Source organism: Yoonia sp., from assembly GCF_036770585.1.
Classification (GTDB): Bacteria; Pseudomonadota; Alphaproteobacteria; order Rhodobacterales; family Rhodobacteraceae; genus Yoonia.
In genome coordinates this window covers 43,760-59,657 of sequence record NZ_DAIPIW010000003.1, presented here as the reverse complement: position 1 = coordinate 59,657, position 15,898 = coordinate 43,760, and the positions used below count along the sequence as shown (strand labels likewise).

At 59.8% G+C, this 15,898-nt stretch carries 14 protein-coding genes and 1 tRNA gene; 11 read left to right on the top strand and 4 right to left on the bottom strand.

All coding sequences use genetic code 11. From position 1 onward, the window contains the following. The first annotated feature begins 135 nt into the window (after positions 1 to 135). The 4 genes from V7N12_RS01240 (at position 136) to V7N12_RS01225 (ending at position 4,149) form a co-directional block, all read left to right on the top strand. Entirely contained in the window at positions 136 to 1,224 is a 1,089-nt protein-coding gene (locus V7N12_RS01240; protein WP_333712084.1) for a polyamine ABC transporter substrate-binding protein, read from the top strand. An 82-nt stretch (positions 1,225 to 1,306) separates the two neighbouring features. Further along, positions 1,307 to 2,428: an ABC transporter ATP-binding protein gene (locus V7N12_RS01235; protein ID WP_333712083.1), complete on the top strand. Its 1,122-nt coding sequence runs from the start codon at positions 1,307 to 1,309 to the stop codon at positions 2,426 to 2,428. A gap of 15 nt (positions 2,429 to 2,443) precedes the next feature. Next, entirely contained in the window at positions 2,444 to 3,334 is an 891-nt protein-coding gene (locus V7N12_RS01230; RefSeq protein ID WP_333712138.1) for an ABC transporter permease subunit, read from the top strand. Beyond that, complete coding sequence (locus V7N12_RS01225) at positions 3,331 to 4,149, top strand: ABC transporter permease (RefSeq protein WP_333712082.1); 819 nt, start codon at positions 3,331 to 3,333, stop codon at positions 4,147 to 4,149. The genes V7N12_RS01230 and V7N12_RS01225 overlap by 4 nt, the downstream gene beginning before the upstream one ends. Positions 4,150 to 4,282: 133 nt before the next feature. Here V7N12_RS01225 and V7N12_RS01220 read toward each other — a convergent pair whose 3' ends face one another. After that, positions 4,283 to 5,332: a LacI family DNA-binding transcriptional regulator gene (locus V7N12_RS01220; protein WP_443089927.1), complete on the bottom strand. Its 1,050-nt coding sequence runs from the start codon at positions 5,330 to 5,332 to the stop codon at positions 4,283 to 4,285. A 195-nt stretch (positions 5,333 to 5,527) separates the two neighbouring features. Between V7N12_RS01220 and V7N12_RS01215 the strand changes: the two genes are divergently transcribed. The 7 genes from V7N12_RS01215 (at position 5,528) to V7N12_RS01185 (ending at position 12,746) form a co-directional block, all read left to right on the top strand. Beyond that, entirely contained in the window at positions 5,528 to 6,850 is a 1,323-nt protein-coding gene (locus V7N12_RS01215; RefSeq protein ID WP_333712078.1) for an ABC transporter substrate-binding protein, read from the top strand. 108 nt (positions 6,851 to 6,958) lie between these two features. Beyond that, positions 6,959 to 7,906: a carbohydrate ABC transporter permease gene (locus V7N12_RS01210; protein ID WP_333712076.1), complete on the top strand. Its 948-nt coding sequence runs from the start codon at positions 6,959 to 6,961 to the stop codon at positions 7,904 to 7,906. After that, positions 7,903 to 8,841 (top strand): carbohydrate ABC transporter permease, encoded by a 939-nt coding sequence (locus V7N12_RS01205; protein ID WP_333712074.1) that lies wholly within the window; start codon positions 7,903 to 7,905, stop codon positions 8,839 to 8,841. The genes V7N12_RS01210 and V7N12_RS01205 overlap by 4 nt, the downstream gene beginning before the upstream one ends. After that, the gene (locus V7N12_RS01200) at positions 8,841 to 9,026 is read left to right on the top strand and encodes a hypothetical protein (RefSeq protein ID WP_443089926.1); all 186 of its coding nucleotides are present in this window, start codon (positions 8,841 to 8,843) and stop codon (positions 9,024 to 9,026) included. Before V7N12_RS01205 ends, V7N12_RS01200 begins: the two co-directional genes overlap by 1 nt. Positions 9,027 to 9,028: 2 nt before the next feature. Beyond that, positions 9,029 to 10,126 carry an ABC transporter ATP-binding protein gene (locus V7N12_RS01195; protein WP_333712072.1) on the top strand — a complete coding sequence of 366 codons (1,098 nt, stop codon included), beginning with the start codon at positions 9,029 to 9,031 and terminating at the stop codon, positions 10,124 to 10,126. Continuing rightward, on the top strand, positions 10,119 to 11,114 hold the full coding sequence (locus V7N12_RS01190) for an ABC transporter ATP-binding protein (protein ID WP_333712070.1): 996 nt from the start codon (positions 10,119 to 10,121) through the stop codon (positions 11,112 to 11,114). The genes V7N12_RS01195 and V7N12_RS01190 overlap by 8 nt, the downstream gene beginning before the upstream one ends. Before the next feature lie 12 nt (positions 11,115 to 11,126). After that, positions 11,127 to 12,746: a dihydroxyacetone kinase subunit DhaK gene (locus tag V7N12_RS01185; RefSeq protein ID WP_333712069.1), complete on the top strand. Its 1,620-nt coding sequence runs from the start codon at positions 11,127 to 11,129 to the stop codon at positions 12,744 to 12,746. Positions 12,747 to 12,922: 176 nt separating this feature from the next. Here the strand turns inward: V7N12_RS01185 and V7N12_RS01180 are convergent. From V7N12_RS01180 to V7N12_RS01170, 3 genes are all read right to left on the bottom strand, one after another. After that, positions 12,923 to 12,999 (bottom strand) — tRNA-Arg (locus tag V7N12_RS01180). 73 nt (positions 13,000 to 13,072) lie between these two features. Next, the gene (locus V7N12_RS01175; protein WP_333712067.1) at positions 13,073 to 14,458 is read right to left on the bottom strand and encodes a sensor histidine kinase; all 1,386 of its coding nucleotides are present in this window, start codon (positions 14,456 to 14,458) and stop codon (positions 13,073 to 13,075) included. 19 nt (positions 14,459 to 14,477) lie between these two features. Then, positions 14,478 to 15,896 carry a dihydrolipoyl dehydrogenase family protein gene (locus V7N12_RS01170; protein ID WP_333712066.1) on the bottom strand — a complete coding sequence of 473 codons (1,419 nt, stop codon included), beginning with the start codon at positions 15,894 to 15,896 and terminating at the stop codon, positions 14,478 to 14,480. Positions 15,897 to 15,898 lie beyond the last annotated feature (2 nt).

The window sequence follows — 15,898 nt, the reverse complement described above, 5'->3', positions numbered from 1 at the left end:
CCCTCTCTGGGACAAAGGCATTCCATACTGAACCTCTGAAGTCAAAACCTATCAAATTTGGACAATCTGATTGCAAAGGTATTTTTTTTGATAAAAGCTACCTGTCAATTACAGCAATCCCCAATGGAGGTATGAATGCTTAATCTGAAATCCACGACCATTGTGGCCGCTGCTTTCGCCGCTGCTTCGGCAGGCTGGGCGCAAGAGGTGCGGGTCTACAACTGGTCGGACTATATCGACGAAGAGCTGCTGACCAAGTTTCAGGAAGAAACCGGTCTTCGGCTGATCTACGACGTATTCGACAGCAACGAAGTGCTTGAGACGCGCCTGCTTGCCGGTGGGTCCGGCTATGACGTGGTCGTCCCGACGGGCACCTTCCTGCAGCGCCAGATCTCGGCGGGTGCCTTCCAGCCGCTCGACAAGTCGCAATTGCCGAACATCGGCAACCTCTGGGATATCGTTCTGGAACGCACCGAAGCCTATGATCCGGGTGCGCAGTATTCCATCAACTACATGTGGGGCACCACCGGGATCGGCGCCAACGTCGGTCGCGTGCAGGAAATCCTTGGCGAGGATGCGCCGCTCGATTCGCTCGACCTGATCTTCAATCCCGAAAACATGGAAAAGCTGGCGGAATGCGGCGTCTACTTCCTCGATTCGCCGACCGAGCTGATTCCGGCCGCGCTGCAATACATCGGCGAGGACCCCGATGCGAAGGATGAAGAAACGCTGTTGAAGGCCGAGCCGGTCCTGTCCGCCGTGCGTCCTTTCGTGCAGAAATTCCACAGCTCGGAATATATCACCGCGCTGGCGAATGGTGACATCTGCGTCGCCTTCGGTTGGTCGGGGGATATCCTTCAGGCCCGTGACCGCGCCGCCGAAGCCGACAACGGCGTCGAGATCGTCTACAACGCACCGACCGAGGGCGCGCTGATGTGGTTCGACCAGATGGCCATTCCTGTGGACGCACCCAACCCCGAAGGCGCGCATGTGTTCCTGAACTTCATTCTGGACGCACAGAACATGGCGCAGGCGTCGAACTACGTCTATTACGCCAACGGCAACGCGGCCTCGAAGGAATTCCTGATCGAGGATGTGATCGGCGATACCGCGATCTATCCTGACGATGCGACGCTCGAGACGCTCTACACCACGACACCTTATGATGCGGCCACGCAGCGTCTGGTGACACGGATGTGGACACGTATCAAATCGGGCACCTGATGGCCTGATCCATGCCCCGGCCCATCGAAAGGGCCGGGGTACTTCGTTTTCCCGACCGTGCCAGACGGAGCCGATAATCACGATGCCGCAAACCGTGTTCGCACCTTGGAACGACCCCGAAGCCAAGCCTTTGATCCAGTTTCAGAACGTCACCAAGAATTTCGGTGATTTCACGGCCGTCGATGACCTGAGCATCGATATCTACGAACGCGAGTTCTTCGCCCTTCTCGGCCCCTCGGGCTGCGGCAAGACGACGATGATGCGCATGCTCGGCGGGTTCGAGACGCCTTCGTCGGGGACGATCCTGCTGGATGGCAAGGATATCTCGCCGGTTCCGCCGAACAAGCGCAGCGTGAACATGATGTTCCAGTCCTACGCGCTGTTCCCGCATCTGTCCGTCTATGACAACATCGCCTTCGGTCTGAAGCGCGACAAGCTGCCCGCCGACCAGATCGACGCCCGCGTCAAGGAAATGCTGCGCCTGACGCAGATCGAACGCTTCGCACAGCGCAAGCCGGAACAGATTTCCGGTGGCCAGCGCCAGCGCGTGGCGCTTGCCCGCGCTTTGGCGAAAGGGCCAAAGCTGCTGCTGCTGGACGAGCCGCTATCGGCGCTCGACAAGAAGCTGCGGCAGGACACCCAGTTCGAACTGATGGACATTCAGGAAAAGACCGGCACGACCTTCGTGATCGTCACCCATGATCAGGAAGAGGCGATGACCGTCGCCTCGCGCGTCGCCGTCATGAACTTCGGCAAGCTTATTCAGGTCGACACACCCACCCAGATCTACGAGGCGCCGAACAGCGCCTATGTGGCCGATTTCATCGGCGACGTGAACATCATCGTCGGCAATGCCACGGTGCACGGCGATAAGGTCTCGATCGCATGGGCCGAGGGTCAGCCCGAGATCATCGGCACACCGTCCGCCCCCGTCGCCGCAGGTCGCGTCAATTTCGTCATCCGCCCCGAGAAAGTGGCGATTTCCGCTGACAAACCAACCGACCGTAATAACGCGGTGCAGGGCAAGGTGCTGGATATCGCCTATCTTGGCAACATGTCCACCTACCACGTCGAGATGCCCGACGGCACGATCATCAAGGCCACGGCCGCCAACCAGCGCCGCCGCGAGAGCTTGCCCTTTACATGGGGTGATCCGGTCTGGCTGTCATGGACCGACACCGCCGGTGTCGTTCTGGCAGAGTAGGGGGCGGCGATGAACCTGCGCCGCTTGTCGCTGATCTCGGTTCCCTACCTCTGGCTGACGTGCCTGTTTCTGGTGCCCTTCCTGATCGTCTTCAGGATATCACTGTCCGACACCGCGCTGTCGATCCCGCCCTATACGCCGACGCTGGAATTGTCCGAAGGCTGGGCGGGCATCCGCGACATGATCAGCCAGTTCGATTTCGAGAATTTCGTCTTCCTGACCACCGACGCGCTTTACTGGAAGGCCTATCTTTCCAGCCTCCAGATCGCCCTGATCTCGACCTTCATGTGCCTGCTTGTCGGCTTCCCCATGGCCTACGGCATGGCGCGCGCGCCGCAGGAATGGCAACCGACGCTGATGTTGCTGGTGATCCTGCCGTTCTGGACCAGCTTTCTGATCCGCGTCTACTCGCTGATCGGTATCCTGAGCCAGGAAGGCATGCTGAACCAGCTCCTGATGTGGATCGGGATCACCAGTGCGCCGCTGACCATCCTCAATACCAACATCGCGGTCTACATCGGCATCGTCTATACCTACCTGCCGTTCATGATCCTGCCGATCTATGCGACGCTGATCAAACTTGACGGTTCCTTGCTTGAGGCGGCCGAGGATCTGGGCTGTTCGCGGACCGAGGCCTTCTGGCGCATCACCGTGCCGCTGTCCAAGGCGGGGATCATCGCAGGGTGTTTCCTTGTCTTCATTCCCGCACTTGGCGAATTCGTGATCCCGTCGCTGCTGGGCGGCTCCGAGACGCTGATGATCGGCAAGGTGCTTTATGAAGAGTTCTTCAACAACCGTGACTGGCCGGTCGCCAGCGCCGTTGCGGTCGTCCTTCTGCTGATCCTGATCGTCCCGATTGTCCTTTACCAACGCAACGAACAACGCATGATCGAGGCCGGCAAATGAGACGGATGTCCTGGTTCAACACCACGTCGCTGGCGTTCGGGTTTGCGTTTCTCTACATCCCGATGATCGTCGTGATCGTCTACAGCTTCAACGACAACCGCCTTGTGACGGTCTGGAGCGGCTTTTCCACCCGCTGGTATGGCGAGTTGTTGCGCAACCAGGCGTTTCTGGATGCCGCATGGGTGACCGCGAAGGTTGGTTTCTTCTCGTCCATCGCCGCGACCATTCTGGGAACGATGGGGGCCTATGTGCTGGTCCGTGGGGGCAGGTTCTATGGACGGACGCTGTTTTCGGGGATGATGTATGCGCCGCTTGTCATGCCCGAAGTGATCACCGGTCTGTCGCTGCTCTTGCTCTTCATCGCGGTCAACCTCGACCGCGGGATCCTGACCATCGTTCTTGCGCATGCCACTTTCTCGATGTGCTATGTCTCGGTTGTGGTCAGTTCGCGCCTTGTCAGTTTCGACCGCTCGGTGGAAGAGGCCGCCCTTGACCTTGGCGCCACACCGTTCGAGGCGTTCCGCCTTGTCACCCTGCCGATCATCGCGCCTGCGGTGATTTCCGGCTGGCTGCTGGCGCTGACCCTGTCGCTGGATGACCTTGTGATCGCATCCTTCGTCGCGGGCCCCTCGGCCACGACCCTGCCGATCAAGGTCTTCAGTTCGATCCGTCTGGGTGTCAGCCCCGAGATCAACGCGCTCTCGACGATCCTGATCTCGATTGTCGCAATCGGCACGATCACCGCATCCCTGATGACAAAACGGGCGGTCGTCAGGCGGCAGAAGGCAGAACGGATGGCAGAGCAGTCGGTCTGATCCGCCACGGTCATTTCCCCGCGAAGGGCGGCTGCATGTCGCAAATGTGTTGCAAGCGCTGTGCATCGTCTGGACCTGCACCGGATACGAAGCAGACATCGGAGCTGGCCGTCCATGCGGCTTCCGCGCTTGGTCAGATATTCGTCCGCAACTGTATCTCGATCCGGATCTGCTCCTGCGATCCAAGCGTCATGCGACGGTCAACGATACCCTTCAGGCGCCGGATTGCACTGCGGACGAGATGACCTGCATCTTGCGCGATGACGCCATCAAGTGTGCCATCACGCAGGGCCTGTTCGGTAAAGGGCGTGCGCTCGTGCGCGATCCTGACGATGTCGCGCGGGACATCCATTTCAGCGAGGATGGACAGAGGGCTGCGTGCTTCGGAAGCGACGATGTATATTCCCACGACGTCCGGATGCGATTGCAGGCTGGCACCGATGATGGTCCGGGCGCGGTCGGCATTGCCGTAGGTTTCGAGAGAGGGCAGGGTGCATAATGCGGGAAAGTTCTCGCCGATCTCCTGATCAAAGCCGAGACGGCGTTCCAGACTATCGCGCGACTGCATGCTTTCGGCGATCACCATGACGGTGCCGCGCCGTCTGCCCACGAATTTCCCCATCAGAAGTCCAGCCGTTGCCCCGGCGGCCCTGTTATCGATCCCGACCCAGTCGGCGTCCATCATGGACTGATTTGAAATGAATGGCAGTGCAGCCACGCCGCGTTCCTGCAATCGGATGATTGCGTCACGGACCTGTGGTGATTCCGGCGACATGATCGCTACGCCTGCGACATCTGTCTTGGACAGCGATGAGAGATAGGCAGAAATGCTGTAGGGGTCGTTTTCGTCGATGTGATACACGTCAAACCACATGCGATCGGCGGAAAACAAGGTCTCGGCTTCCTGAATCCGGCGGATGATTTGATCCAGAAACTGGTCCCCAGATCGGGGCAGCGCAAAGATGAACCGATAACTTTGCGATTTCGCCAGATTGGCGGCTTGAAGATTCCGAACGAATCCCAGCTCTTCAATCGCCTTGTTGACGCGATCTACGGTTTCCTGACGCACGCCATCGCGCCCGTTCAGCACACGGTCCACGGTCGCACGACTGACCCCGGCAGCCTTTGCAAGGTCCTTGGTCGTCGGGCGCAGCATCGCTTTGTGCTCCAACACGTTCTTCATTTCCGTTTTTTTATCAGTAACTTGCCAACCTCGGTCTTGGCCAGCGTAAATTTCCTCGCGCTTGGATAACAGGTTTTGATGCACGTGTCTCAAAAAATGCTTGTTTTGATGCACGTGCCTCATTAACGTTGCGACAGGCGGCAGATGCAGCGAGGAGGCTGAGCCGGTCACATATCCTGAGGAGGAGGATAAGCAATGAAACGCAGTCTTATGACGACAACGGCGGCCGGTGCGCTGGCGGTAGCAAGCCTTGCATCCGCAGCCCAAGCTGAAACCTTGACGCTGTGCTGGGCCGCATGGGACCCGGCCAATGCGCTGATCGAGCTGAGCAAGGATTTCGAGGCGCAATCCGGCCACACCATGCGGTTCGAGTTCGTGCCGTGGACAAGCTTCGCTGACCGGATGTTGAACGAACTGAACTCTGGCGGTCAGTTGTGTGATCTGATGATCGGCGACAGCCAGTGGATCGGCGGCGGCGCCGAGAACGGCCATTATGTCAAGTTGAATGACTTTTTCGATGCCAACGGCATCAGCATGGATGACTTCATCCCCGCCACCGTGACGGGGTATTCCGAATGGCCCAAGAATACGCCCAACTATTGGGCGCTGCCTGCCTTCGGCGACGTTGTCGGCTGGACCTATCGCAAGGACTGGTTCGAGCGCCCCGAGCTACAGGCCGAGTTTCAGGAAACCTATGGCCGGGCGCTGGATGTGCCTGCAACGCTGGAAGAACTGAAAGAGATCGCGCAATTCTTCCAGGGTCGTGATATCGACGGCACCACGGTTTACGGCGCTGCGATCTACACCGAACGTGGGTCCGAAGGGATCACGATGGGTGTCACCAACGCGCTCTATAACTACGGCTTTCTGTATGAAAACCCCGATCAGCCCTATGATCTGGATGGGTTCGTGAACTCGGCAGGCGCCGTCGCGGGGCTTGAGTTCTACAAAGAGCTTTACGATACCGCCACACCCCCCGGATCTTCGAACTGGTACATGGGCGAAAACATCGACGCCTACCGGTCCGGACAGGTGGCGATGCAGATGAACTTTGCCTTCATCTGGCCGGGTGTCGAGGCGGACGAGAACGTGGGCGGCGGCCGGTCGGGCTACTTCCCGAACCCTGCCGGACCTGCCGGACAATTCGCCCAGCTTGGCGGACAGGGGATCTCGGTGGTTGCCTACTCGACCAAACAGGATGCGGCATTGGAATACATCCAGTGGTTCGCACAGCCTGAAATTCAGGCGAAGTGGTGGGAACTCGGCGGCTATTCCGCACTGAGTGCTGTTGTCGAAGACCCCGGTTTCGCCACCAGCCAGCCTTATGCGCAGACCTTCCTCGACAGCATGGCGATCGTCAAGGATTTCTGGGCCGAACCTGCCTATGCCGACCTGTTGCTGACAATGCAGAACCGCATTCACAACTATGTCGTCGCAGGACAAGGCACCGCACAAGAGGCGCTTGACGGGCTGGTCGCGGACTGGATCGAAATCTTCGAGGACGAGGGCAAGCTCTGATCCTCTGAGGCCGCCTGTCATGGGCGGTGCAATGGCCCCAGCCGGTTCTGTTTCTCCCCCTCCGGCTGGGGCGGCCTTTCCGTCAATAACGCCCCAAGGACGACCCCGATGACCCATTCCCCCATCGACAGGGCGGCTGCGAGCACGCCCGACGGGGTGGCCCGCCGTATCCGCGGACTTTCCGACCGGACCATCGCTTGGATCTTTGTCGCGCCCACGATTTTCTTGCTTCTGGCGGTCAATATCTTCCCGCTGATCTGGACGATCCGGCTGAGCTTTACCGATTACCGTGTCAACCGCCCCAACAACGAAATGTCATGGGTGGGATTACGCAATTACGAACGCATCCTGTCGGACCCGGATATCTGGAACACGATGCAGGCGACAGCGCATTTCCTGATCTGGACGATCATCCTGCAAGTTCTGATCGGCTTTACGCTGGCCTATCTCATCAACATGAAATTCAGGGGCAATGACTTGTGGACGACGATTATCGTCTTCCCGATGATGTTGTCGCCCGCCGTTGTCGGTAATTTTTGGACATTTCTCTATCAGCCGCAAATCGGACTTTTCAATTACGTTGTCGCGTTCTTCACCGGCGCGGATCCTGCCAGTTTCTCGATGATCGGAGACGTCCATCTGGCCCCCTGGGCCATCATCATCGTCGATACATGGATGTGGACGCCTTTCGTGATGCTGATCTGTCTGGCCGGTCTGCGGTCGATCCCCGACAGCATCTATGAAGCCGCCGAATGTGACCGTGCCAGCAAGTGGCGTCAGTTCTGGACCATCACCGTGCCGATGGCGCTGCCGTTTCTGATGCTGGCGGTGCTGTTTCGCGGGATCGAGAATTTCAAGATGTTCGATCTGGTCGTGCAACTGACGGGGGGCGGGCCAGGCAATACCACGACCTTGACGTCGATCGACCTGAAACGCGAGGCATTCGAGCGTTGGCGCACGGGCTATTCGTCCGCCTATGCCGTGATCCTCTTCGTCACCGTATTCGGCCTCGCGTCGATCTATGTCAAAGCCCTGAACAAGGTAAAGCAAAGATGAGCTTTTCCGTCACCGAACCTCGCATGGGAACCAAATGGCTGGCCGGCATCCTTGTCGTCGGCTATGCGATCATCACGATCGTGCCGCTTCTGTGGATCATTGCGACAGGATTCAAGTCACCCAATGATTCCATCGCCTATCCGCCTGTCATTGTGTTCGAGCCCACTTTGGAAGGTTACGTCAACCTGTTCACCGACCGCACCCGCGCCACCCCGCAAATGCTGGAGGCTGCGGGCCCGCCGCAAACCTGGTACGAAGAAATCGCGCGCAACCGTGGCACCGTCATCACCGGCCCGTCGCGCTATGGCGAGAGGTTTCTGAATTCCGTCATCATCGGTTTCGGCTCCACAGCACTTTGCATGATCCTCGGCACCGCGGCGGCCTATGCCTTCAGCCGGTTCCGCGTGCCGCTGAAGGACGATCTGATGTTCTTCATCCTGTCAACGCGGATGATGCCTCCGATTGCGGTCGCCATCCCGATCTTTCTGATGTTCCGCAATCTGGGGCTCAGCGATACCCATCTGGGGATGATCCTGCTGTATACGGCGGTGAATCTGTCGCTGTCGGTCTGGCTCTTGAAGGGGTTCATCGACGAAATCCCCGTCGAATACGAAGAGGCGGCGTTGATCGACGGTTACACGCGGTTTCAGGCCTTCTACAAGGTCGTGCTGCCCCAGGCGGCCACCGGTATCGCATCCACTGCAATCTTTTGTCTGATCTTTGCGTGGAACGAATATGCATTCGCCGTGCTGCTGACTTCAGGGAATGCGCAGACCGCCCCACCCTTCATTCCGACCATTATCGGCACAAGCGGCAAGGATTGGCCCGCAGTCGCGGCAGGAGCCACGATCTTTCTGATCCCTGTCATGGTCTTTACCATCCTGCTGCGCAAACATCTGCTGCGCGGGATCACATTCGGAGCTGTCCGCAAATGATGGGGTTCATTACCGGTCTGCTGCGGTTTCGCCGTGGTGCTTGGGAAATGCTGGCGACAGTCCTGATTGCGCTGGGTGTTGTGATGCTGATGCAGCCTTTTGTGCTGGTGCTCTATACGTGGTCCTTCACCGTCACTCTTGTCGGCACGGTGATGTTCATCATCGTCAGCCATTTTCCGGAATAATCATGGCACAGATCAGGATCGCAAATCTGCGCAAGGACTTCGGGGCGTTCAACGCCGTCAAATCCTCGACATTCACGGTGGAGGATGGCGAATTCTTCATGCTGCTTGGGCCGTCCGGCTGCGGAAAGACGACGACGTTGCGGATGATGGCGGGCCTCGAACTTCCGACATCGGGCGAAGTCTATATCGACGGGCAGGAAGTGGGCCAGAAACCCGCGAGTCAGCGCGACATCGCCTTCGTATTCCAGATGTTCGCACTTTATCCGCACATGAATGTCCGCAAGAACATCAGTTATCCACTGGTCAGCCAGGGAATGAAGCGCGCGCAAGTGGCAGCGAAAGTGCACGAGATCGCGGAAATCCTTGGCATCACCGCTCTTCTGGACAACTCTGTCGGTGGGTTGTCCGGTGGAGACCGGCAACGCGTTGCCCTTGCCCGCGCCATCGTACGCGAACCCAAGGCCTTCCTGATGGACGAGCCGTTGGGTGCGCTGGACGCGGAATTCCGCGAGCGGATGTCCGAGGAATTGCGTGCCCTGCACGACCGGATGGGGGCAACAACCGTATATGTGACCCATGACCAGTTGGAGGCGATGCAGATGGGCGACAAGATCGTGGTGATGAACCACGGATCGGTCGAACAATTCGGCGTGCCCCAGGATATCTACGACTGGCCCGCAACGAAATTCGTCGCAGAGTTCATCGGATCGCCGCCGATGAACTTTCTCGATTTCAACGGCGGCATCGGCGCAGGCGCAGATACTGTGGTGCTGGACGGCATTACCATGCAGGTCCCGCAAAGCCGTGATGGACTATCCGGCGCGCTGACCTTTGGTGTGCGCCCCGAACATGTGCGGCTTGATGACAGCGCACCCTATCGCGGGCGGGTGCGGGCAACGGAATATCTTGGCACGACGCAGATTGTGACCTTTGACACGGCGAACGGCCAGATCAAGGCGCGTCTTGCCAGCGGGGATCATGTTTCTGTGGGAGACACCATCGGTCTCGCCTTTGATCCACGCACCGTCACGATCTTTAATGGCACAACCGGTAAGGCGCTGCGGTCAGCCGCGAATGAAGGAGTGTTGGCCCATGGCTGAAGTGGCCTTGCAAGGCGTTTCCAAATCTTTTGGCGCGACAACGGCGCTGCATGATGTGACGATGACCATTCCCGACGGGTCCTTCGTGGTCCTGCTCGGGCCGACGGGGTCTGGCAAGACGACCACCTTGCGCATGGTGTCGGGGCTGGACAGGCCCGATTGCGGGCGCATCACCATGGCCGGGCGCGACATAACGGGCCTGACGCCCGCACAGCGCGATGTGGCGATGGTATTCCAGCAATACTCTCTCTATCCTCATCTGACGGTAAGGCAAAACCTTGAATTTCCGCTGAAATCCCCACTCCTGCGCACCCCACAGGCCGAGATCGACCGCAAGGTCGGTCAGGTGGCCGAGATGCTGCAGATCAGTCACAAACTCGACAACAAAGCCACGGCCCTGTCCGGCGGCGAGATGCAGCGCGTGTCCATTGGGCGGGCGCTGGTGCGTAATCCGTCGGTCTATCTCATGGATGAACCGCTGAGTTCGCTGGATGCCAAATTGCGGTCCGACCTCAGGATCGAACTTAAGAGCATTCAGGCCAATTCCGGCGCGACCCTGCTTTACGTCACTCATGACCAGATCGAGGCAATGACGATGGCAACCCATGTCGGCGTGCTTGACCACGGGCGGCTGGTCCAGTTCGGCACCCCGCGCGAGATTTACCAGAACCCTGTCAGTATCTATGCCGCCAGCCGCCTTGGCCAGCCGCGCATCAATATCTTGCCTGCGGATGTGTTCGGCAGAGCGCCAGCGGGGGCCACGCATATCGGTCTGCGGCCCGAACAGATCGTTCAAGGCGAGGGGCAGGACGGCATCGTGCAACGCGTCGAAAGGCTGGGCGACCAGACCCGTCTGCATTTGACATTCAAATCCCACGACCTGATTACCGTGACCGACGCGCATACCGACCTGAAAGCTGGTGATGTCGTCAAGATCAGCCCGAAACACCCGTTCTACTTTGCCGCCGATGGCGCGCGCGTTGCTTGAGGAGAAAGCACCATGAAACAATTCATCAACGCCAAGGAAACCATGGTCACTGATGCGATCGATGGCACGATTGCGTCATCGGGAGGTTTGCTGACGCGGCTTGATGGCTATCCGCATATCCGCGTCGTGGTGCGCGCGGACTGGGATAAATCCAAGGTCGCGTTGGTCACAGGAGGCGGGTCTGGCCATGAACCGGCGCATGCGGGTTTCGTCGGGCGCGGGATGCTGACGGCGGCGGTCTGCGGGGATGTATTTGCCTCGCCTTCGGTCGACGCTGTCCTTGCAGGCATCTTGGCCGTGACAGGACCTGCCGGCTGTCTGCTCATCGTCAAGAATTACACTGGTGACCGGCTGAATTTCGGGCTCGCAGCAGAGAGGGCACGGTCCTTCGGGCACAACGTCAGCATGGTGATTGTGGATGACGATGTGGCCTTGCCTGACCTTCCGCAGGCGCGCGGGCTGGCGGGCACGCTGTTCGTGCACAAGATCGCGGGTGCCTTGGCCGAACAGGGCGCCAATCTCGAGACCTGCACTCTCGCGGCAGAACGCGTCATCAAGAGCAGCCGCAGTATCGGGATGTCCCTCGATACCTGCACAGTTCCCGGCTCGTTGAAAGAGGACCGAATTCCGGACGGGATGGCCGAGCTTGGCCTCGGTATCCACGGTGAGGCTGGCGTGGAACAGGTCGCGGCTGGCGGCGCACATGATGCGATGGTGAAGGTAGTCGAGAAACTGGCGGCAACCATGCCTGCGACACCGCATGTCGCGCTTTTGAACAACCTGGGCGGATGTACCGTGCTCGAGATGGCAATTCTGGCCAACGATCTGCTGAAATCGCAGATTGGGTCGCAGGTGCAATATATGGTCGGGCCAGATGCGATGATGACGGCGCTCGATATGCATGGTTTTTCCGTATCGGTGATGGAACTTGCAAAGGGTGACGTGGAGCTTCTGACGCAGCCTGTCGCGGTGGCGGGTTGGCCGGGTTGCAAACCCGTGACGGCGCCAAAGGTGCTGCAGCTTCCCGACGGGCTGTCCCCGATACGCGCCCCTGCATCATCCCATGCGGCGACGCAGGCCTTCCTGACCGACTGCTGCAACGTCCTGATCGCGGCCGAAGCGGATCTGAACGCTCTCGATGCGAAATCCGGCGATGGAGACACGGGATCAACCCTTGCCACCGCAGCGCGCGCGCTCATTGGTGCGATGGACCGCTTGCCTTTGGCGGATCATACACAGCTTTACCGTGCGATCGGACTGGAACTCAGCCAGACCATGGGCGGGTCGTCCGGCGTGCTGCTGGCGATCCTCTTTGCCGCGGCAGGCGATGCGTCGTCATCTGGTCTGCCGATGCGGGACGCCTTGCAGGCCGGTCTGGACCGGATGCGACAGATCGGCGGCGCAAATCTTGGTGACCGGACGATGGTGGATGCCCTGTTGCCAGCGCTCGAAGCCCTGCCGTTCGGTCTGGACGCTGCGGCACGTGCGGCGCGTGAGGGCGCGAATTTCACCGCCACCCTCAACCGCGCCAAGGCAGGCCGTGCGACCTATATCAATCCTGAACAGCTGCTGGGCCACGTCGATCCCGGCGCCGAAGCCGTAGCGCGCCTCTTCGAACACCTCGCGCAATAGGGTCGGGACCAGCCACGAGACTTGGTTCAATCGGGTGTCCGCAAGTCAAGCTGGATGATGGCGTCGAGAATTGCACATGGAGACGTGAACCGGGCGGCGACGTCTTGCCAATTGGCCTGTGTGGGCTGAATGATCCTTAGGGGAAATGCCAATGCGCCGTGAAATCAGGAGGCTAATGGCGGACTGGGGAGGATTCGAACCCCCGACCCCTTGATTCGTAGTCAAGTACTCTATCCAACTGAGCTACCAATCCGCGTGCCGCGTGATTTAGCGATGCTTGGCACGTGATGCAAGGGCGAAATCCGATTCTTTCCCCCGTGTTCCGATCACAGCGAGATATCGTCTTTCGGCAGCCTGATCGCAAAAACCGTGCCGCTCTCGTCGGTCCGCAAAAGTTCCAGCCGCCCACCGTGGCCGCGGATCAGCTCGGCCGCGATCACCAGCCCCAGCCCCGAACCGCCCTTGCGGACACCCCCCTGAAACGGCTGGAACAGATGCTCTTGCGCCTTCTTCGGCAGTCCCGGCCCGGTGTCGCTGATCGTCAGTTGCCAGCTTTGGTCATCCTCGACCGCCTGCAGGCAAATCTCGCCCGGTTTGCCTGTCGCCATGATCGCCTGACGGGCGTTGCGCACAAGGTTGAAGATCACGCGGTAAAGCTGCTCGCTATCGGCGCGCAGTGTCATCGAGGCGGGGATATCCTCGGAGAAGGACACCTCGTCGTCGCCGGCTGCAAGGCGTTCACTATCCACCACCTCGTTCACGATCTGGGACAGGTTGACCCGCGAAAGCGAGGGCGAGGGTTCATCGACACGCCCGAAGGCGAGCGTGGATTCACACAGGTTCACAGCCCGCGTGATCGCGTTCACCAGCTTCGGGGCCATCCGTTTGACCAGCGGGTCGTCAGAGGATTCGATGCGGTCGGTGAAAAGCTGCGCCGATGTCAGGATATTGCGCAGATCGTGGCTGACCTTGGCCACGGCACCGCCAAGCTGGGCCAGCCGCTCTTTCTGCTTCAGCGCGCTGGTCAGTTGGGTTTGCATCTTTTGCAGCGATTCTTCCGCATCGCGCAATTCGCGGACGCTGGCGCTGGGCTTGATGATCTTCCGCGCGTCCTCGGGCGCTGTCGCATAGGCCTGCATATGGGTGACGACACCCTTGATCGGGCGCACCAGCAGGATTTGCACCGCAAGGAACAGCAGACTTGCCGTGATCACGGAAATGAAGGCCGAGAGCAGCAGGATATTCCAGCCATAGGCCAGCAGCGCATTGCGCAGTGGCATCTCGTCCATCGTGACCTCGATCAGCAGGCCGCCGTCCCTGACCGGGTTGCCGATCACACGCACGATCTGGTCTTCCGTCAGGAACAGGGTCCGCAGCGCATCGGTGATCAAGGTCAGGCTGCTCGCGTCCCGCAAATCGTATGTCGCGGCGATAGGTGACGGGATCGGTGAGGACAGCGCAAGCTGGCGGACCTCGTCGCGCCGCAGCACGACGTTGTAGATTTCCGCATTGCGCAGAAGCTCTGCCTCGAGCTCGGGGCTGATCATGTCGTCAGCCTCGAGGGCCAGCGACGCGATCTGCGCCCGCTCGAGCCGGGCCAAGAGGTAATCCTCGCGGAAACGGGCGACAGAGGGCACGAAGATGAACACTTCGGCCAGCATCACGAAAATGACCGTGAGGATCAGAAATCGACCTGAAAGTGAGTTGGTCATGGTCCCTCAGTTGCCGGGGCTACGGCAACCACCGCTGCACGAAGCCCACAACCCGTTTTACGTTTGGGTTGTCGAAAAGTCTCGGACTAAAGTAGGCACCCGCCGCCCGTTTGTTAACCTCGCTGACGGTGGGGTATGGGAGAACCGTATTGGCAATCGCGGACATCTTCATGCGGTTAGCGATGGCCATGGCCCACATGCCGATCAACTCGCCCGCCATATGGCCCGCGATGGTGGCACCGACCGGACGGCCCTTGACCACCATGACCTTGATCAGGCCCTTGGTCTTGCGCTCGGCGATCAGCCGGTCGTTGTGGTGGAAGTCAAAACGGACAACCTCCAGCGCGGGTCCATATTTCTTCTTCGCCTGCGCCTCGGTCAGGCCGACCTGCGCCAGTTCGGGGTCTGTGTAGGTCGCCCATGGGATATGGTCGGTGCGCTGCCTTGCGGGCAGACCGAAGAGGATCGACCGGATCAGAACGCCCGCGTGATAGCCCGCGACGTGGGTGAATTGCAGCCCGCCCGCGACGTCTCCGGCGGCGTAGACCTTCTTGTTTGTGACCGACCGCAGATCGGGGCCGACCTTCAGGCCGGTCCGGTCAAAGGCGATGCCGCCCTTTTCCAGATCGAGCTTTTCGACATTCACCTTGCGCCCGACCGCCACCAGCAGGTGCGAGCCGGTGAAATCGCCCTTGGGCGTGTGGACGGTGACGTCGCCCGCCTTGCCGCTGATCTTTTCCGCCTGCGCCTCTTCGATGATGTTGACGCCTTCGGCCTTGAGGTTTTCCAGCACGATCGCCGCCATCTCGGGGTCGTCCTTGCCAAAGGCTTTCATGCCTTCGATCACGGTCACCTCGCAGCCCAGACGCCGATGCGCCTGCGCCATTTCCATCCCGATGGGACCGCCGCCGATGATCAGCAGGTGCTTGGGCCTTTCGCGCAGGTCGAAGATGTTTTCATTGGTGTAGTAGGGCACATCCGCGATCCCGGGGATCGGCGGCACGAAGGGGCCGGAACCGGTGGCCACGACGAAACGGCGGGCCTCGATCACGGTGTCACCGGCCTGCACCTCGGTCTTTGAGATGAACCGACCGAATTCCTGAATGACCTGCACGCCAAGACCCTCGAACCGGTCGACGCTGTCGACAGGGGCGATCTGCGCGATCACGTCGTGGACGTGATCCTTGGCGGCTGCATAATCGACCGTTGGCGCGACATCGCTGACGCCATATTTCGCGCCGTGATTCATCGCATGGGCCTGCTTGGCGCTGGCGATCAGCGCTTTCGAGGGCACACACCCGTAGTTGAGGCAGTCACCCCCCATCTTGTGGCCTTCCAGCAGGACGACCTTGGCCCCCATCTGGACGGCGCCGGCGGCAACGGAAAGTCCGCCCGAGCCGCCACCGATCACGCAGATATCCGTTTTGATACGTTTCATGG